Raw genomic sequence first — 18,281 nt, 5'->3', positions numbered from 1 at the left:
GGGGCCCTGGCATGGGCCCTGTACCGGTCGGCGCCTGGCCTTGACAGGCCAACCCGCAGGGCTAGATTTTACCCTGCGCTGAGGCTTTTCCAGCGCGCTTGCCCCCTGATCCAGGCCCCTGGGCATCCTGCCCTGGCGCGCCTCGGTCACCCGCAACCACCGGTTCGCGTCGTGCAGCGCCGGGCCGGCCCTGGAGCGCTCATGAGTACTCGACGCAAGGTTCCCGGAATCCGCAACTACGATGGTCCCGCCGGTGGCTGGGGCGCGCTCAAGGCCACTGCGACCGCGGTGCGCGAGCAGATGGACACCCTCAAGGCGCCGCTGACCCTGATGCGCACCAACCAGCCCGACGGCTTCGACTGCCCGGGCTGCGCCTGGCCGGACAAGGAGCACAAGTCGACCTTCCAGTTCTGTGAAAACGGCGCCAAGGCGGTGACCTGGGAGGCCACCAACAAGCGGGTAACCCCGACGTTCTTCGCCCAGCATCCGGTGACCTCATTGCTGCAGCGTTCGGACTACGAACTCGAAGACCTCGGGCGCCTGACCGAGCCCCTGGTCTACGACCGCGCCAGCGACACCTTCAAGCCTGTGGCATGGCAGGACGCCTTTGCCCGCATCGGCGAGATCCTGCGCAGCCTGCAGCCCGAGCAGGTGGAGTTCTACACCTCCGGGCGCGCGTCCAACGAAGCGGCCTACCTGTACCAGCTGTTCGCCCGGGAATACGGCTGCAACAACTTTCCCGACTGCTCGAACATGTGCCACGAGCCCACCAGCGTCGGCCTGCCGCGGTCCATTGGCATCGGCAAGGGCACGGTGTCGCTGGAGGACTTCGACCTCTGCGAGCTGATCATCTCCATCGGCCACAACCCCGGCACCAACCACCCGCGGATGATGGGCACCCTGCATGAAGCTTCGCGGCGCAAGGTGCCGATCATGGTCTTCAACCCTTTGCGCGAGCGCGCCCTGGAGCGGTTCGCCGACCCGCAGAACATGGTGGAGATGGCCACCTACGGTTCCACCCGCATCGCCTCGTCGTACTTCCAGGTCAAGGCCGGCGGCGACGCGGCGGCGATCAAGGGCATCATGAAGGCGCTGCTGGCCCTGGAGGACAGCCTGGGGCAAGTCCTGGACCAGGCATTCATCGCCGAGCACACCCAGGGCTTCGAGGCCCTGGCGGCGGACCTGCATGCCACCGCCTGGGCAGACATCGAGCAGGCCAGCGGCCTGCACCAGGCGGACCTGGAAATGGTCGCCGCGGCCTATGCCAAGTCCAACGCCACCATCGTCACCTACGGCATGGGCATCACCCAGCACAACGAAGGCACGGCCAATGTCCGGCTGATCTGCGACCTGCTGATGCTGCGGGGCAACCTGGGCAAGCCGGGGGCGGGGATCTGCCCGTTGCGCGGCCACTCCAACGTGCAGGGCAACCGCACCGTGGGCATTACCGAGAAGCCTTCCCCGGCCTTTCTCGACAAGCTGCAGCAGACCTTCGGCTTCACCCCGCCGGCGCATCACGGTCACGATGCGGTGCAAGCCATGCAGGCGATGATCGCCGGCAGCGCCAAGGCCCTGCTGTGTCTGGGGGGCAACTTTGCCGTGGCCCTGCCGGACCCGGGCCAGTGCTTCCCGGCCATGGGCAAGCTGGACCTGAGCGTGCACATCGCCACCAAGCTCAACCGCAGCCACCTGCTGATGGCCCGGGAAACCTTCCTCTTTCCCTGCCTGGGCCGTACCGAGCTGGATATGCAGGACGGCCTGCGTCAGGCGATCACCGTCGAAGACTCGATGTCCATGGTGCATGCCTCGGCCGGCAAGCTGGCGCCGGCCTCCGAGTTTTTGCTGTCGGAACCGGCGATCGTCGCCGGCATGGCCCGGGCCACCCTGCCGGGCAGCCGCGTGCCCTGGCTGGAGCTGGTGGCCGACTACGACAAGATCCGCGACCTGATCGAACAGACCGTGCCCGGCTTTGACGACTACAACGCCCGCATTCGCGTGCCAGGTGGTTTCCGCATGCCCCTGGCGGCAGCCGAGCGGCAGTGGCTGACGCCCTCGGGCAAGGCCGAATTCTTCGTCTTTCCCGGGCTGCATGAGGACAAGGAAGTGGACGGCGCCGATGTGCTGCGGCTGATCACCCTGCGCAGCCACGACCAGTACAACACCACCATCTACGCCCTGGACGACCGCTATCGCGGGGTGTTCGGCCGCCGCGACGTACTGTTCATCAGCCCGGCGGACCTGGCCGCCCGGGGCCTGGCCCATGGCGACCTGGTGGACATCGAAACGGTGATCGGCGGGCGCCGGCTGCGCTACGAGAAGATCACCGCCATCGAATACAAGATCGCCAATGGCACGGTGGGCGCCTACTACCCCGAAGCCAACCGCCTGGTGCCCCTGGACTACCTGGACGTGGACAGCGGCACGCCGTCCTACAAATCGGTGCCGGTGCGAGTGTTGCGCTCAAGCCCCGCTTGAACGGAGCCACAGCGCCACAGCGCCTCGCGACTCGTGCAGCCGCTGCCGCAGGCTGCGCACGGTCGCGTAGCGGCCGCGGCGATCCGGAAAACGCTGATGCCCGGCGGTAGATCGCCAAGCAAGGCCCTGCGGTCCTTTGCGCAGCCTCGCAGGCTCGGCAGCGGCTACAGGGTCGTGCGCTTCGGGAGGCCAGAGATGCTTGATGGCCCGGGGATTTGGTGAATGGGAGGGCGGCACCTTCCAGGGGGAGCAATCTCCCTGGCCAAGGTCACAATCTGCTATTTTCCTGTCGGTGATTTTTCCGACCGCAGCCTGTGGAACCCATAATGACCCAGCCGTCCTCCCTGGCCGAGCGCAAGCCCGAGCCCCAAGCCATCTGCAATCCCATCACCCGTAGCGCGATCTTCATCGTCGCCACCCTGGCGCCCGGCGCCGCTGCCGCGCAAACCGTGCGCGACTGGTGCGCCGATATCGCCGCCTTGACCCGTTCGGTGGGCAAGCGCGTCCCGGGGGGCAATCTGTCCTGTGTCTGCGGTTTTGGCTCCAGCGCCTGGGACCGCCTGTTCGGCGGCCCGCGCCCGGCGTCGCTGCACCCGTTCATCGAGGTGGGCGTGGAGGGGCGCCGCGCGCCATCGACTCCCGGCGACCTGCTGCTGCACATCCGTGCCGAACAGATGGACCTGTGCTTCGAGTTGGCCACGCAGTTGCTCAAGCCCCTGGGGGATTCGATCAAGGTGGTGGATGAGGTCCAGGGCTTCCGCTATTTCGACATGCGCAGCATGGTCGGCTTCGTCGACGGCACCGAGAACCCGGAAGGCCGCGAGGCGGTGGATTTCACCCTGGTGGGGGACGAGGACCCGCAGTTCTGCAATGGCAGCTACGTGCTGGTGCAGAAGTACCTGCACAACATGACCGCCTGGAACGAACTGACGGTGGAGGCCCAGGAGCGCATCATCGGCCGCACCAAACTGTCGGATATCGAACTCGACGATGCAGTGAAACCCAGCTGCTCACACAGCTCCCTGACCACCCTGGAAGAGAACGGCGAGGAGGTGAAGATCCTGCGCGACAACATGCCGTTCGGCCGCCCGGGCGCCGGGGAGTTCGGCACCTATTTCATCGGCTACGCCCGCTCGCCACGGCCGGTGGAGCAGATGCTGGAGAACATGTTCGTCGGCCGCCCTGCAGGCAACTACGATCGCCTGCTGGACTTCAGCACTGCGGTCACCGGCGGGCTGTTCTTCGTGCCCTCCGCCGACCTGCTGGAAGACCTGGCCGAGCGCGCGCCCACCGGCCTGTAGGCGCAAAAAAAACCGGCCCGCTATTGCGGGCCGGGGTTGCAGGCGTTATCGCCCCTGCTCAGTGGCTGTGCATGCCGGCGGCTTGCATCAGCAGCCGCAACACGCCGGCCACCAGCCCCAGGCCCACCACACTGGCCAGCCAGATACCCCCCATCCACAGCAACCGCTGCCAGGTGGATGCCGGCCGCGTCGATAGCCTATCCATGCGCCAGCTCCAGCATCAGTGCGCCGCTGCAGGCGAGCATCAGCAGTGCGCCGATGAACAGCAGGCTCAGTTGCGCCACAGCCTTGTGCCAGGGCAGGGGTGTAGCTCGATCAATGGTAGCCATCGCCAATCCTCACTTTGCCGCGGAACACGTAGTAGCTCCAGCAGGTGTACATCAGGATGACCGGCAGGATGAACAGGGTGCCGATCAGGATGAACAGCTGGCTGGACAGCGGTGAAGCCGCCTCCCACAGGCTGATGGACGGCGGCACTATGTTCGGCCAGATGCTGAACGCCAGGCCGATGTAGCCGAGGAACACCAGCACCAGGGTGAACACGAACGGCCAGTGGGAATGGTGCTGGCGCAAAGTGCCCAGGAGCCCGAACAGTGCCGCCAGCCCCAGCACCAGCAGCGCACCGAAGATCACGATATGGGCATGGCTGAACCAGCGGTTGGCGATCTCCGGGTGCAGCAGCGCGGTCCACACGCAGAGCACCGCCACCACCGCGGTCAGCGCGAACGCCAGGGGCCGGGTGTAGTGGCGCATGCGCGCTTCCAGCATGCCTTCGGTCTTGACCAGCAGCCAGGTGCTGCCCAGCAGCGCATAGGCCACGATCAGCCCCAGGCCGCAGAACAGCGGGAAGGGCGCCAGCCAGTCCAGGGTGCCGCCGGCGAACTGCCGATCGACCACCGGGATGCCGCTGATATAGGTGCCGATCACGATGCCCTGGCACAGGGTCGCCAGCAGCGAGCCGCCGATGAACGCCCAATCCCAGATGTGCCGTTTCTCGGGGCTGGCCTTGAAGCGGAACTCGAAGGCCACGCCGCGGAAGATCAGCCCTGCGAGCATGAAGATCAGCGGCAGGTACAGGGCCTCCAGAATCACCGAATAGGCCAGGGGAAAGGCGCCGTACAGCGCCGCGCCACCGAGGATCAGCCAGGTCTCGTTACCGTCCCACACCGGGGCCACGGTGTTCATCATCACGTCCCGCTCCCGGGCATCGGGGATCAGCGGAAAGAGGATCCCCAGCCCCAGGTCGAAGCCGTCCATGATCACGTACATCATCACCCCGAAGGCGATGATCACGCCCCAGATCAATGACAGGTCTATGCCTTGAATCGTCATGTTGGTTGCCCTTGTTTCAGAGGTGGTGGTCGCCGGTGGCGAAGGTCTCGGGGATGGCCGACAGCGGCCGGCGCGGAGTCGGCTCCTGGCCGGGCGCAGTGCTGGGCGGATGCTCGTGGTGTGGCTGCGGGCCCTTGCGCACCAGCTTCATCATGTAGCCGATGCCCACCGCGAACACCGAGAAGTAGATCACCACGAACAGCGCCAGGGAGATGCTCAGTTGCGCCACGCTGTGGTTGGAGGCGGCGTCGCTGGTGCGCAGCAGACCGTACACCACCCAGGGCTGGCGCCCGACTTCGGTGGTGATCCAGCCCGCCAGCAGGGCGATCAGGCCGCTGGGGCCCATCCACAGCACCAGGCGCAGGAACAGGCGGTTGCGGTACAGCCCGCCGTTGCGTCGCAGCAGCAGGCCCAGCAACCCGGTGAGGATCATCAACATGCCCAGGCCGGCCATGATGCGGAAGCTGAAGAACACGATGGCCGAGTTGGGCCGGTCTTCCTTGGGGAAGCTCTTGAGCGCCGGGATCTGCTTATCCAGGCTGTGGGTCAGGATCAGGCTGCCCAGGTAGGGCACTTCCACGGCGTAGTCGGTTTTCTCGCCGTCCATGTTGGGAATGCCGAACAGCACCAGGGGCGAGGGTTCGCTGCCGTGGTTTTCCCAGTGGCCTTCGATGGCGGCGATCTTCGCCGGCTGGTGCTCCAGAGTGTTCAGGCCATGGGCGTCACCGACCACCGCCTGGATCGGTGCCACGATCAGCGCCATCCACAGCGCCATCGACAGCATCTTGCGCACCGGCGGCGTGTCGTTGCCCCGCAGCAGGTGCCAGGCGGCGCTCGATCCGACGAAGAACGCCGTGGCGACGAATGCGGCAATCGCCATGTGCATCAGGCGCAAGGGGAAGGACGGGTTGAAGACGATCGCCAGCCAGTCCATGGGCATGATCCGCCCATCGACGATGGAGAAGCCCTGGGGCGTCTGCATCCAGCTGTTGGAGGCGAGGATCCAGAAGGTCGAGATCAGGGTGCCGATGGCCACCATCACCGTGGCGAAAAAGTGCAGCCCGCGACCCACCCGGTTCCAGCCGAACAGCATGACCCCGAGAAAGCCCGCTTCGAGGAAGAACGCGGTCAGCACTTCATAGGTCAGCAGAGGGCCGGTGATACTCCCGGCGAAGTCCGAGAAGCGGCTCCAGTTGGTGCCGAACTCGTAGGCCATGACCAGCCCGGAAACCACGCCCATGCCGAAGTTGACGGCGAAAATCTTCGACCAGAAGTGGTACAGGTCCTTGTAGGTGCTGTTGTGGGTCTTGAGCCACAAGCCTTCGAGCACCGCCAGGAAACTGGCCAGGCCGATGGTGATGGCGGGAAAGATGATGTGGAACGAGACCGTGAACGCGAACTGGATGCGCGCCAGGTCGAGTGCCTGTAGATGAAACATGACGAAACCCTCGTAATGGCTGGGGGCCCGCGCAGGCGCCTTCCGGCCGCCGTGAACCCGGGTTCGCGGCGTACGGCAAAAGGCTGCGCGGGGCAGGCTGGAGCGGCGCCTTGGCCGCTCCGGCCGGGTCAAACGCCGACGGACTGGATCAGGTTGCTGGCCGCCGCCGGCTCCAGGCGGATGGCGATGAACTTGGAGGTCGGCGTGTAGGTGCGGTCGCCGTAGCTTTCCAGGGGCACCAGGGGGTTGGTCTCCGGGTAGTAGGCGGCCGACTGGCCGGTGGGAATGTCGTAGGCGATCAGGGTGAAACCGCTGACCCGGCGTTCCCGGCCGTCATCCCACAGCGACACGATGTCGACCTTCTGCCCCGGCTCGTAGCCCAGCCGGCGGATGTCGTCCTCGTTGGCGAACAGCACCTCGCGCATGCCGTAGACCCCGCGATAGCGGTCGTCCAGGCCATACAGGGTGGTGTTGTACTGGTCGTGGGAGCGCATGGTCTGCAGGATCAGGTCGGGCTTGACCTTGAGCTTGCGCACCCCGGCGCTGACCAGGTGTTCCGGCAGCTCGCTGGGTATGAACCGCGCCTTGCCGGTGGCGGTGTTCCAGCGCCGTTGGCTGGCGTCGTTGCCCAGGTGGAAGCCGCCGGGGTTGAGCAGCTTGAGGTTGAAGTCGGAAAAACCGGGGATGGTGTCGGCGATCAGGTCGCGGATGCGCCCGTAGTCTTCGATCGCCCACAGCCAGTCGATGGGGTGCTGGCCCAGGGTGGCGTTGGCGATGCCGGCGATGATCGCCGGTTCCGAACGCAGGTGCGGCGACTTGGGTCTGAGCTGGCCGTGGGAGATATGCACCATGCTGAAGGTGTCTTCCACGGTGATGCCTTGCGGGCCGTTGGCCTGGATGTCGATATCGGTGCGGCCCAGGCACGGCAGGATCAGCGCCTCGCGCCCGGTCACCAGGTGGCTGCGGTTGAGCTTGGTGGCGATGTGCACGGTGAGCTCGCAGTTGCGCAGGGCCGCGTGGGTGCGCGGTGTGTCCGGGGTGGCCTGGGCAAAGTTGCCCCCCAGGCCGATGAACACCTTGGCCCGGCCCTGTTCCATGGCCGAGATCGCCATCACCGTGTTGTGCCCGTGCTCCCGGGGCGGCTTGAAGCCGAAGCGCGCCTCAAGGGCATCCAGCAGCTCGGTGGGCGCCAGTTCGTTGATGCCCATGGTGCGATCGCCCTGCACGTTGCTGTGGCCGCGCACCGGCGACAGGCCGGCGCCGGGACGGCCGATATTGCCCCGCAGCAACAGCACGTTGATCACTTCCTGGATGGTTGGCACCGAGTGGGTGTGCTGGGTCAGGCCCATGGCCCAGCACATGATCGCGCGCTTGGCCTTGCGGTACATGCGCGCGGCCAGCTCGATGTCGGCCAGGCTCAGGCCGGACTGCTCGACGATGTGGTTCCAGGACGTGGCATCGACCTCGGCCAGGTAGCTGTCCAGGCCCGAGGTGTGTTCGGCGATGAAGGCCCGGTCGAACACCGCTTCGCCATTGTTGGCCAGGGCTTCGCGCTCCCAGCGCAGGAGGAACTTGGCGATGCCGCGAAAGGCCGCCATGTCGCCGCCCAGCGCCGGGCGGAAGTAGGCCGAGGAGGTGGGCTCGGAGCCGTTGGTGAGCATCTCCAGCGGGTGCTGGGGGTGCTGGAAGCGTTCCAGGCCACGTTCCTTGAGCGGGTTGAAGCAGATCACCTGGGCACCGCGTTTCACCGCCTCGCGCAGTGGCTCGAGCATCCGCGGGTGGTTGGTGCCGGGGTTCTGGCCGATGACGAAGATCGCGTCGGCCTGTTCCAGGTCATGGAACACCACCGTGCCCTTGCCCACGCCGACGCTTTCGAACATACCCACGGCACTGGCCTCGTGGCACATGTTGGAGCAGTCGGGGAAGTTGTTGGTGCCATAGGCGCGCACGAACAGTTGGTACAGGTAGGCCGCCTCGTTGCTGGCCCGGCCGGAGGTGTAGAACTCCGCCTGGTTGGGCGAGTCCAGGCCCTTTAGGTGGCTGGCAATCAGGTCGAAGGCTTCGTCCCAGGTGGTTTCCACATAGCGGTCCTGGGTGGCGTCATAGCGCATGGGGTGGGTCAGGCGGCCCTGGTACTCGAGCCAGTAGTCGCTCTGCGCGGCCAGGGCCGAGACCGTGTATTTGTTGAAAAAGGCCGGGTTCACCAGGCGCCCGGTGGCTTCCCAGTTGACCGCCTTGGCGCCGTTCTCGCAGAACTTGACCATGCCGTTTTCTGGCGACTCGCCCCAGGCGCAGCCGGGGCAGTCGAAGCCGCCGTTCTGGTTGGTCTTGAGCATGGCGCGGATGTTCTTGAAGGCATTCTCGCTGCCCAGCCAGTTCTTGGTCACTGCGATCAGCGCCCCCCAACCGGCAGCGGCGCCCTTGTAGGGTTTGTATCGATCAACTTCGCTCATGATATTTCTCCAATACAGCGCACGCAGGCAACCGGCCGACATTGAATCGATGTCAGTGATTGTTTGACTGCACAGGCTAAATGCGGTTGTTGTGAACTTGTTTGAGTTCGGTATTGCTTATTGGCGTGGAGTAACTTTCAGGGCTCGTTATATGGGCCACGAATAAAGCCTATTCGTCACCCGTGGCCGCTGTCTAATCGCAATTAATGACCGGCTGATCGAAAGCCTCTATCACCATTAAAAATCTATATATATCAAATGCTTGATTGTTTGTTTCGGTCTTTTTTGGAAGCGATTTGAGGAGCGATAGATTGTATTGATCAGCCAGTTGTTAATAGCGATTGGACGGGGCTTTTAATGGCTTTTAATCTTGCCGCCAATAACACCTTCTGCATGTGCTTGTGTGGAAGAACTTCAACTAATCGCGATGGATTCCCACCGTCGAAAGAGGCTCGGATGTCAGATCAGGTATTGCTCGATGGCTTCGCTCGGCGGGTCGACTATCTGCGCATGTCGGTGACCGACCGCTGCGATTTCCGCTGTGTGTATTGCATGGCCGAGGACATGCAGTTCCTGCCGCGCCAACGCATTCTTACCCTGGAAGAGCTGTACCAGCTGGCCGAACGTTTCGTGGCCCTGGGCACCCGCAAGATCCGCCTCACTGGCGGCGAGCCGCTGATCCGCCCCGGGGTGGTCCAGCTGTGCCGGGACATTGCCCGGCTGCCCGGGCTGCGGGAGCTGTGCATGACCACCAACGGCTCGCAATTGGGCAAGCTGGCCGCGCCGCTGTTCGACGCCGGGGTCAAGCGCCTGAACATCAGCCTCGACAGCCTGGACCCGACCCTGTTTCGCCAGCTGACCCGCACCGGCGAGCTGGGCCAGGTGGTCGCCGGCATCGACGCGGCGATTGCCGCCGGCTTTGAGCGCACCAAGCTCAACTGTGTGGTGATGAAGGGGCGCAACGACCAGCAGATCAACGAGCTGGTGGCCTTTGCCATCGACCGCGGCCTGGATATCTCCTTTATCGAGGAAATGCCCCTGGGCACCATCAGCGAACACAGCCGCAGCGATGCGTTCTTTTCCAGTGCCCGGGTTCGCGAGCGGATCGCCGAGCGCTACACCCTGATCGAGTCCGCCGAGTCGACCCAGGGCCCGTCGCGCTACTGGCGCCTGGCCGAGGCGCCGCACATTCGCCTGGGGTTCATCTCGCCCCACAGCCACAACTTCTGCGGCACCTGCAACCGCGTGCGCCTGACCGTCGAAGGCCGCTTGCTGCTGTGCCTGGGCAACGAGCACTCGGTGGACCTCAAGGCCGTGCTGCGCGCTTACCCCGGCGATACCGGGCGCCTGCAGCGGGCCATAGTCGAGGCGATGAAACTCAAGCCCTACAGCCATCACTTCGAACTCAACGACGAGGTGCAGGTGGTGCGCTTCATGAACATGACCGGCGGCTGAACCGCTGCTCATCACGGCTTTTCATTGTGCAAAGGTTCTACCCCGATGATCGTCAGATCCAAACCCAACCTGATCAGCGTGCTGATTTCCCTCAAGGGGTCGATTGCCAAGCGTATCGCCCTGCGCAGCCTGCTGGTGACCCTGCTGGCCTCGGCCATCGTGCTGATCGAGACCTTGCACCCGGCGTATTTCTCCAAGGTCAATGCCACCCCGTTCACCTTGCTCGGCCTGTCGCTGTCGATCTTCATGAGCTTTCGCAACAACGCCTGCTACGACCGCTGGTACGAAGCGCGCAAGGCCCTGGGCACGGTGGTGACCGAGGTGCGCTCGATGATCCGCGAAACCCAGGTGCTTGAAGACACCCGGGCGCGCAGCGCGATCCTGCGTGACCTGTGCGGTTTCGCCCATGCCCTCAAGGCCCGGCTGCGCCGCGAAGATGAACTGAGCGCTGCCGAAACCTGGCTCAGCCAGTTGCCGCCGGCAAGCACCAGCAACCTGCCGGACAGCCTGCTGCGCCAGATCGCGCGCCAGTGTTCGGACCAGGCCCAGGCGGGGCGGCTCAGCGAATGGCGCTACCTGCTGCTGGCCAATCAACTGGCGGCCATCACCGGCGCGCAATCCACCTGCGAGCGGATCAAGGCCACGCCGCTGCCGTTTCCCTACACGTTGCTGCTGCACCGCACCAGCTACATGTTCTGCATCCTCCTGCCCTTTGCCATGGCCGAGCCCCTGGGCTGGCTGACGCCGATCTTCACCGCCATCGTCAGCTACACCTTCTTCGGCCTGGACGCCATTGGCGACGAGCTGGAAGACCCCTTCGGCCACGACGAGAACGACCTGCCGCTGAGCGCCATCGTGCGCAACATCGAGCGCGAGATTCTCGAAGCCCTGGGGGCCACCGAACTGCCGCCGGCGCTGGAGCCGGTGGACTATGTCCTGAGCTGATCCACTGTTGTTATCCGAGGTTGCACATGAATGAACTCACTCACCTGGACGACCAGGGCCGGGCCAGCATGGTGGATGTCACCTGCAAGGCCGCTACCGAGCGCGAGGCCCAGGCTCGGGCCTGGGTACGCATGCTCCCGGCCACCCTGCAACTGATCCAGGACCAGGGCCATCCCAAGGGCGATGTGTTCGCCGTGGCGCGCATCGCCGGGATCATGGCGGCAAAGAAGACCCACGAACTGATCCCCCTGTGCCACCCGTTGCTGCTCACCGGGATCCACATCGAACTGCAGGCACTGCCGCCGGACCGGGTGCAGATCACCAGTTGCTGCCGGCTCAACGGCGCCACCGGGGTCGAGCTGGAAGCCATGACCGCCGCCAGCGTGGCGGCGCTGACGATCTATGACATGTGCAAGGCGGTGGACCGCGCCATGGTCATCGAAGGGCTGCACCTGCTGAAGAAGCAGGGCGGCAAGTCCGGCACCTTTATCGCAGGAGAGGCCCGATGATTCTGGTCAACTACTTTGCCCGCTACCGTGAGCAACTGGGTTGCGGTGGCGAGAAACTGCCCCTGGATGCCAGCCTGCGCACCGTCGAGGACCTGCGCCAGCGGCTGATGGCCCGGGGTGAAACCTGGGCGCAGGTGCTGGGGGAGAACAGCCTGATGTGCGCGCTGAACCAGGAACTGTGCAAGCTCGATGCGGCCATCGAGGACTTCGATGAAATCGCCTTCTTTCCGCAAGTGACCGGGGGCTGAGCATGAGCATCCAGGTGCAGACCCAGGCGTTGAGCCTCGACCAGTTGAATGCCGGCTTGCAGGCCGGCGACGCCAGCGTCGGCGGCGTGGTGACCTTTATCGGTTATGTGCGCGATCTCAACCTGGGGGAGGCGGTGCACAGCCTGTTTCTTGAACACTACCCGGGCATGACCGAGCGCTCGCTGCAGCGCATCGTGGAGCAGGCCCAGGCGCGCTGGCCGCTGAACCGGGTGAGCCTGGTGCACCGGGTGGGGTTGCTGCAGGTGGGTGAGCCCATCGTCTTTGTCGGGGTGGCCAGCGCCCATCGCCAAGCGGCCTTCGAGGCCTGCGCCTTCATCATGGATTACCTCAAGACCCGCGCCCCGTTCTGGAAGCGCGAAGTCACCCCGGCCGGCGAACGCTGGATCGACGGCCGCGAGAGCGACCGGCAGGCGGCCGAACGTTGGGGTGTAGAACGTTGAGCTTATGCCGCTGACAGAGGCTTGAGGGAAGGGGCTAGCCACGCCGGATGCATGTCATCCGGCGTGGTGCATTTACACCGGGCTGTAGATACGTGGGGCGTTGCGGTGGGGGACGTGGATCAGGTTCAGGCGATGCTTGTTGGCCCATTGCACGGTGAGTGCGGTCGGCGCCGAGAGGCTGACCAGGGTGCCGAGGCGGGCGCGCACGGCCTTGTGGATCAGTTCCAGGCTGCAACGGCTGGTGACCACGGTGAAGCCCCGGCTGCCATCGATCCCGGCCTGCAGCAGCGCGCCAATCAGCTTGTCCAGGGCGTTGTGGCGGCCGATGTCTTCCTGGCACAGGCGCACCTCGCCCTGTTCGTCGAAGTACAGCGCCGCATGCAGGGCGCCGCTGCTGCGGGCCATGTGCTGGGCCTGTTCGATGCGCTCGCGCAGGCCCTGCAGGTGTTCGGCAGGTGGCAGGGCCGCGGGTTCGAGGATCTGCAGTTGCGGCAGCGCCTGTTCCAGGGCCTCCACTCCGCACAGGCCGCAGCCGCTAGTGCCGGCCATTTGCCGGCGATGGTCCTTGAGGGCCCAGAACGCCCGGCTGGAAATTTCCACGTCGGCCTGGCAGGCCTGGGGGAAGTGGCTGAGGCGGATGTCGTAGATTTCGCCGAGGTCATTGACGATGTCGTTGGTGATGCTGAAGCCGCGAATGAAGTCTTCCAGGTTGCCCGGAGACACCATCATCACCGCCTGGCTCAGGCCGTTGTAGGTGATCGCCAGGGCGATCTCGGCGGCCAGCGGCGCCTCGGCCATGGGGCCGTCGGCGCTGTACTCGCGATAGGCCACCCGCTGCGGCGCCGGCGCCGGCGCATTGGCCTCGGGTTGTTGCTCCGTTTGTTCGATCCGGCAAACCATGACCACACCTCGTTGCATTCGATTTGCCCAGGGCCATGGGCGGCCCTGGGGCATTGATTCACTCTTTGATCGCAAACAGCTTCTTGGCTTCGGCGAAGCACTTTTCGGCAATCGCCGAGCGCGGCTCGGTCTTGCGCATCACCAGCCCCAGTGGCGCCAGCACGCTGGCATCCGGCAGTTGGATAAAGGCCAGGTTCTCGATGGGCGAATCCAGGCCGCTGTCCAGGGGCATGATCGAGCAGCAGAAGCCTTCGTGGATCGCCTGGAACAGCTGGTAGGTGGAGTCGCTTTCCAGGATCGGCTGCGGGTTCAGGCCGCGGCTGCGAAAGCTCAGGTCGATGGACTTGCGATAGTGCATGCCGGTGCTGAGCATGCCCAGCGGCAGTTCGGCGGCGTCCTCCCAGCTCATCTCGGTACCTTCGAAATGAAAGTGCCGGGTGTCGTAGAGCAGGCCGACCCGGGTCTCGCCGATCTCGAAGAAGTCCAGATAGTTGGGGTTGACGTGGTCCAGGTAGCAGACCCCCAGGTCCAGCTGGTTGTTGCCGATGTCCTCGATGATCCGGTCGGAGCTCATGGACGACAGGCTGAACTGCAGTTCCGGGAAGCTCGACGATAGCTGCTGCACGTAGCTGATGGGGTTGAAGCCGCTCAGCGGTACCAGCCCCAGGCGCAGCTTGCCCACCAGTTGCCCGCGGCAGGCAGCGGCTTCGGCGAACAGCCCGTCATGGGCTGCCAGCAGGGTCTTGGCCCAGGCCAGCACCCGCTCGCCGGCTTCGGTGAAGCCTTCGAAGCGCTGGCCACGGGTGACCAGGATCAGGTCCAGTTCATCCTCAAGATTGCGCAGGCGCATGGACAGGGTCGGCTGGGTGATATGGCAGCGCGCGGCGGCCTGGCCAAAGTGCCGGGTCTGCTCCAGGGCGATCAGAAACTTGAGTTGCTTGATGTCCACGGTGGCACCTGTTGTGGGAAAAGTCGGGTTCAGTAATAACGCAGGTGTTGCGCCCATGAAAAGGCCTGGGGCCTTGCCCGGTCGCGCCCTTGGGCACCTCCGGTGCTGTTCAGGCCAGGGGCTTGGGGCCTGCTTCAGACAGTAGTTCAGGGGTATTGAAGTTGCTCAGCCGCGGATCGTCCGCGGCGCAGGGCAGGGGCCTCAGCCCATGGGCGGCCAGGGCCCGCAGCAGGCTGCGCTCGCCGTTGTCCCAGGCCTGGCGCAGGTCACCCAGCAGCGCCGTGGGGATCAGGCTGAACATGGGTTGCCATTGCCCGGCCTGCTGCACCATCACCGGCCTGGTGTCGTTGCCGCGGGCATCCAGCAGGGCCTGGATCAGCGCCGCGTCGATCTGCGGCGCATCGCAGGCCAGCACCAGCAGCCAGGGGTGGCGGGCCGTCGCGAGGCCGGCCAGGACTCCGGCCAGGGGCCCGGGGAAATCCTTCTGCCCATCCTCCACCAAGCGGTCGGCATAGGCCCGGTAGCGCTCGGCGTTGCGGTTGCAGGAAATGATCAGGTCATCGCTCAAGGGCCGCACCACCGCCTGCACATGGGCGATCAGCGGCTGGCCGCGCCAGGCCACCAGGCCCTTGTCCTGGCCGCCCATGCGCGAGCCGCGGCCACCGGCCAGCAGCAGGATCGAGCAGGGCAGGGAACAGGCGGGGGCGGGCTGGTTCGGGGTCATGGCAGGACGCATATCAAGTAGGTGGCGCAAACGATGGCATTGTCCTTCGGGTACGTCCAATCGGAAGTGTTGAATGGCCGATTGACGGGCTTTATCGGCCCCCGGCAGGGCCCGGCAGGATGATAGAGCGCATCGATAATCCGGTCAGCCAGAACGATTAGACAGCCGCGTCGGCGGGCCTTTAGCCTGGGTTCATGATTTTTAGCCTGCCGGTCGGAGAATGACATGAGCGTGAAGTCGGATGCGTTGTTTGTACCCTTGAACATGGCCGTGCTGACGGTCAGCGATACCCGGGAATATGCCACTGACACCTCCGGGCAACTGCTGGTCAGCCGCCTGCTGGAGGCCGGCCACAGCCTGGCCGAGCGCAACCTGCTCAAGGATGACCTGTACAAGATCCGCGCCCAGGTGGCGGCCTGGATCGCCGACGAGCGCATCCAGGTGGTGCTGATCACCGGTGGCACCGGCTTTACCGGCCGCGACAGCACCCCGGAAGCCGTGGGCTGCCTGCTGGACAAGCACATCGACGGTTTCGGCGAGCTGTTTCGCGCCATCTCGATTCTCGATATCGGCACCTCCACGGTGCAGAGTCGGGCCCTGGCCGGGCTGGCCAACGGCACCCTGGTGTGCTGCCTGCCGGGCTCCACCGGGGCCTGCCGCACCGCCTGGGAAGGCATCCTCGCCGAGCAGCTGGATGCCCGACACCGGCCATGCAACTTCGTGCCGCACCTCAAGCCGGTGCAGGCCTGCGAGAGCCGGGGATGAGCCAGAACCCACTGATGCCGGTGGAAGAGGCACTGGCCAGCCTGCTGGCCATGGCCGACGCCCAGCGCCTGCCGGAGAGCGAAACCCTGGCCGTGGATCAGGCCCGGCAACGGGTGCTGGCCACCGACCTGGTGGCGACCCTGGACCTGCCGCCCTGGCCCAACAGTGCCATGGACGGCTACGCCCTGAACCTGCAGCACTGGGACGGTGCACCGTTGCCGGTAGCGCAGACCGTGTTCGCCGGGCAGCCCGGTGCGCCCCTGCAACCGGGCAGCTGTGCGCGGATCTTCACCGGCGCCCCGGTGCCCGAAGGCGCCGACTGCGTCGAGATGCAAGAGAACGTCGAGCTGCTGGAAGACGGCCGGGTGCGTTTTACCCAGGCCCTGAAAACGGGGCAGAACATTCGCCCCCAGGGCCAGGAGAACCGCGCCGGCGAGGTGTTGCTGCAGGCCGGCAAGCGCCTCGGCCCCTTCGAACTGGCGGTGGCCGCCGCCCAGGGCTGCACCGAGTTGCAGGTGGTGCGCCGCCCGCGAGTGGCGCTGCTGTCCACCGGCGATGAATTGCTGGAGCCGGGCACGCCCATGCGCCCCGGCTGCATCTACAACAGCAACCGTACCCTGCTCAGGCACTGGCTGGACGCCCTGGGCTGCGAGGTGATCGACGCCGGGATCCTGCCCGACCGGCCGCAGCACACCCGCCTCAGGCTGGAGCAGTTGCAGCATGGCGCGGACCTGATCCTGACCACCGGCGGCGTTTCCGCCGGGGATGCCGACTGCCTCGGGCAGGTGCTCAGGGACAGTGGCCGGCCGCTGTTCTGGAAACTCGCCATCAAGCCCGGCAAGCCCCTGACCGTGGGTTACTTCGGCCAGGTGCCGGTGATCGGCCTGCCGGGCAACCCGGCCTCGGCACTGGTGACCTTCGGCCTGTTGGCCCGGGCCTACCTGCTGCGGCTGCAGGGGGTACAGGAGGTGGCGCCGCTGAGCGTCGAGGTGCCTGTGGCCTTCGCTTGGCCCAAGGCCGGCAAGCGCCGCGAGTACCTGCGGGTGCGCCTGGAGAACGGCCGCGCCGTGCTCTATCCGAACCAGAGTTCCGGGGTGTTGCTGGGGGCTTCCTGGGCCGATGGCCTGGTGGAAATCGTCGAGGGCCGGACCTTGCAGGCAGGGGATCGGGCGCCCTTCATTCCTTTCAGCGAGCTGTTCTAGATCTTCCAGTGCCGGGCGCTCTTGGCCAGGCGCTGGTGCATCTCGCCGAGGGTCGCGGCCAGTTGCCGGGTCAGCAGCCGGTAACCATCCAGGGCCGAATACACCGGGGCCTCCAGAGCGTTTTCGGGGTGGCCTTCCACGGATTTCTCCAGGCGCTGGGTGACCCCCGATTGCAGGGCCCGGGCCATGCCGATCAGTTGCACGCGGATCTGCCGGTGCTCGGCCTTGAGCGCCAGTTGCATCTGCGCCATGGCCTGCGGGTCGCTGGCATCGGGGCGGGTGTTGCCGAGGATCTCGAGGGTGCTGATGCACATGCGCAGGTTGCGCTGGATGGCGTCCAGCTCGGTCATGGAAATCCGTACTTCCTTGGACACCGAAGGCATCAGCGAACGCAGTTGCAGCATGGCGCTGTTGACCCGGCCCAGGAGCTTGAGGTGCTCGTCGTCGGTCACCGACTGGCCCTTGATGATCCGCCCGTACAACTGCGCGCAGTCGCGCAGGGCGCTGGCCAGGTTGTAGCGCCAGGAGTACACCGCATACAGCGGAATGGCGAAGGAAAACGCCAGGGCCAGGGCAATGCCGATGAGGATGTCCACCGCCCGCCACAGGCCGTCGCTGACCTGGTTGTCACCGTGGCCGGCGACGATGAACACGGTGATCGCCGCCAGCAGCGCGGTGTAGCCGCCCTTGCCGATGGCGTGATAGGAAAAGTAGCCGCACACCACCGACATGCCCAGGTAGGTCAGCCAGGGGTGGCCGAAGTAGGCCTGCTGCACCACCAGCACCAGCCCGACCCCGGCGCCCACCAGGGTGCCGATGGCCCGTTCCGCGGCCTTCTTGCCGATGTTGCCGTGGTGCTGCAGGCCACCGATCACCACCAGCATGGTTACCGAGGCCCATTCGCCGTGGGGCAGGTTGAGGCCGGTGGTCAGCACGATGGTGGCGATCAGGCCGAGGGCGACCCGCACCGCGTGGATCAGCCGGGCGTGACGGTAGCGCCGGTACGGGTCGAGCACGGGACGCAGCAGGCGGCGCAGCAAAGGTGGCAGGGTGATGCCCCGCAGGTGTTTTAACGGGCCCAGATCGGTTCCTCCGGTTGGCGGCAGGGGCCGGGCGTTCGCGCC

General features: G+C 65.6%; 18 protein-coding genes. 9 read left to right on the top strand and 9 right to left on the bottom strand.

What is annotated here, in order from left to right; all coding sequences use genetic code 11:
• The first annotated feature begins 201 nt into the window (after nt 1-201).
• Nucleotides 202-2,475, top strand: coding sequence for an FdhF/YdeP family oxidoreductase (locus AC1RMG_RS19690; RefSeq protein WP_493170007.1), 2,274 nt, complete (start codon nt 202-204; stop codon nt 2,473-2,475).
• 326 nt (nt 2,476-2,801) lie between these two features.
• Nucleotides 2,802-3,776, top strand: a complete 975-nt coding sequence (locus AC1RMG_RS19685) for a Dyp-type peroxidase (protein ID WP_015636148.1) — start codon at nt 2,802-2,804, stop codon at nt 3,774-3,776.
• A 58-nt stretch (nt 3,777-3,834) separates the two neighbouring features.
• Here AC1RMG_RS19685 and AC1RMG_RS19680 read toward each other — a convergent pair whose 3' ends face one another.
• The 5 genes from AC1RMG_RS19680 to AC1RMG_RS19660 form a co-directional block, all read right to left on the bottom strand.
• The gene (locus tag AC1RMG_RS19680) at nt 3,835-3,981 is read right to left on the bottom strand and encodes a DUF2474 domain-containing protein (RefSeq protein WP_011062008.1); all 147 of its coding nucleotides are present in this window, start codon (nt 3,979-3,981) and stop codon (nt 3,835-3,837) included.
• Nucleotides 3,974-4,105 (bottom strand): hypothetical protein, encoded by a 132-nt coding sequence (locus AC1RMG_RS19675; RefSeq protein WP_015636146.1) that lies wholly within the window; start codon nt 4,103-4,105, stop codon nt 3,974-3,976. The genes AC1RMG_RS19680 and AC1RMG_RS19675 overlap by 8 nt, the downstream gene beginning before the upstream one ends.
• Nucleotides 4,092-5,108 (bottom strand): cytochrome d ubiquinol oxidase subunit II, encoded by a 1,017-nt coding sequence (gene cydB / locus AC1RMG_RS19670; protein ID WP_011062007.1) that lies wholly within the window; start codon nt 5,106-5,108, stop codon nt 4,092-4,094. The genes AC1RMG_RS19675 and cydB overlap by 14 nt, the downstream gene beginning before the upstream one ends.
• Nucleotides 5,109-5,124: 16 nt before the next feature.
• Entirely contained in the window at nt 5,125-6,546 is a 1,422-nt protein-coding gene (locus AC1RMG_RS19665) for a cytochrome ubiquinol oxidase subunit I (RefSeq protein WP_125063460.1), read from the bottom strand.
• 128 nt (nt 6,547-6,674) lie between these two features.
• Complete coding sequence (locus AC1RMG_RS19660; RefSeq protein WP_493170005.1) at nt 6,675-8,999, bottom strand: FdhF/YdeP family oxidoreductase; 2,325 nt, start codon at nt 8,997-8,999, stop codon at nt 6,675-6,677.
• Between the two features lie 456 nt (nt 9,000-9,455).
• Between AC1RMG_RS19660 and moaA the strand changes: the two genes are divergently transcribed.
• The 5 genes from moaA to moaE are packed head-to-tail and all read left to right on the top strand — an operon-like array spanning nt 9,456 to nt 12,617.
• Entirely contained in the window at nt 9,456-10,454 is a 999-nt protein-coding gene (gene moaA / locus AC1RMG_RS19655; protein WP_011062004.1) for a GTP 3',8-cyclase MoaA, read from the top strand.
• A 45-nt stretch (nt 10,455-10,499) separates the two neighbouring features.
• Complete coding sequence (locus AC1RMG_RS19650) at nt 10,500-11,399, top strand: bestrophin family protein (protein WP_011062003.1); 900 nt, start codon at nt 10,500-10,502, stop codon at nt 11,397-11,399.
• A 26-nt stretch (nt 11,400-11,425) separates the two neighbouring features.
• Nucleotides 11,426-11,908 (top strand): cyclic pyranopterin monophosphate synthase MoaC, encoded by a 483-nt coding sequence (gene moaC, locus AC1RMG_RS19645; RefSeq protein WP_036996513.1) that lies wholly within the window; start codon nt 11,426-11,428, stop codon nt 11,906-11,908.
• Complete coding sequence (gene moaD / locus AC1RMG_RS19640; protein ID WP_011062001.1) at nt 11,905-12,156, top strand: molybdopterin converting factor subunit 1; 252 nt, start codon at nt 11,905-11,907, stop codon at nt 12,154-12,156. Before moaC ends, moaD begins: the two co-directional genes overlap by 4 nt.
• Before the next feature lie 2 nt (nt 12,157-12,158).
• Complete coding sequence (gene moaE / locus AC1RMG_RS19635; protein WP_019094175.1) at nt 12,159-12,617, top strand: molybdopterin synthase catalytic subunit MoaE; 459 nt, start codon at nt 12,159-12,161, stop codon at nt 12,615-12,617.
• A 72-nt stretch (nt 12,618-12,689) separates the two neighbouring features.
• On the opposite strand, the gene fdhD is transcribed toward moaE, so the two are convergent.
• From fdhD to mobA, 3 genes are all read right to left on the bottom strand, one after another.
• On the bottom strand, nt 12,690-13,517 hold the full coding sequence (gene fdhD, locus AC1RMG_RS19630) for a formate dehydrogenase accessory sulfurtransferase FdhD (protein ID WP_015636137.1): 828 nt from the start codon (nt 13,515-13,517) through the stop codon (nt 12,690-12,692).
• 58 nt (nt 13,518-13,575) lie between these two features.
• Nucleotides 13,576-14,466, bottom strand: a complete 891-nt coding sequence (locus AC1RMG_RS19625) for a LysR family transcriptional regulator (RefSeq protein WP_011061998.1) — start codon at nt 14,464-14,466, stop codon at nt 13,576-13,578.
• Between the two features lie 109 nt (nt 14,467-14,575).
• The gene (gene mobA, locus AC1RMG_RS19620) at nt 14,576-15,190 is read right to left on the bottom strand and encodes a molybdenum cofactor guanylyltransferase MobA (protein WP_183000956.1); all 615 of its coding nucleotides are present in this window, start codon (nt 15,188-15,190) and stop codon (nt 14,576-14,578) included.
• A gap of 225 nt (nt 15,191-15,415) precedes the next feature.
• On the opposite strand from mobA, the gene moaB reads away from it, so the two are divergent.
• Both moaB and AC1RMG_RS19610 read left to right on the top strand, forming a co-directional pair.
• Nucleotides 15,416-15,955 (top strand): molybdenum cofactor biosynthesis protein B, encoded by a 540-nt coding sequence (gene moaB / locus AC1RMG_RS19615; RefSeq protein ID WP_015636134.1) that lies wholly within the window; start codon nt 15,416-15,418, stop codon nt 15,953-15,955.
• Nucleotides 15,952-17,157, top strand: coding sequence for a molybdopterin molybdotransferase MoeA (locus AC1RMG_RS19610; protein ID WP_493170000.1), 1,206 nt, complete (start codon nt 15,952-15,954; stop codon nt 17,155-17,157). Before moaB ends, AC1RMG_RS19610 begins: the two co-directional genes overlap by 4 nt.
• Here the strand turns inward: AC1RMG_RS19610 and AC1RMG_RS19605 are convergent.
• Entirely contained in the window at nt 17,154-18,197 is a 1,044-nt protein-coding gene (locus AC1RMG_RS19605; RefSeq protein WP_065363310.1) for an FUSC family protein, read from the bottom strand. The two genes, AC1RMG_RS19610 and AC1RMG_RS19605, sit on opposite strands and share 4 nt — an antisense overlap.
• Nucleotides 18,198-18,281 lie beyond the last annotated feature (84 nt).

Source organism: Pseudomonas sp. GW822-FHT04H02 (genome assembly GCF_058800645.1).
Note: the sequence above shows the minus strand (reverse complement) of the source record. Positions and strands in the feature narration are given on the sequence as shown.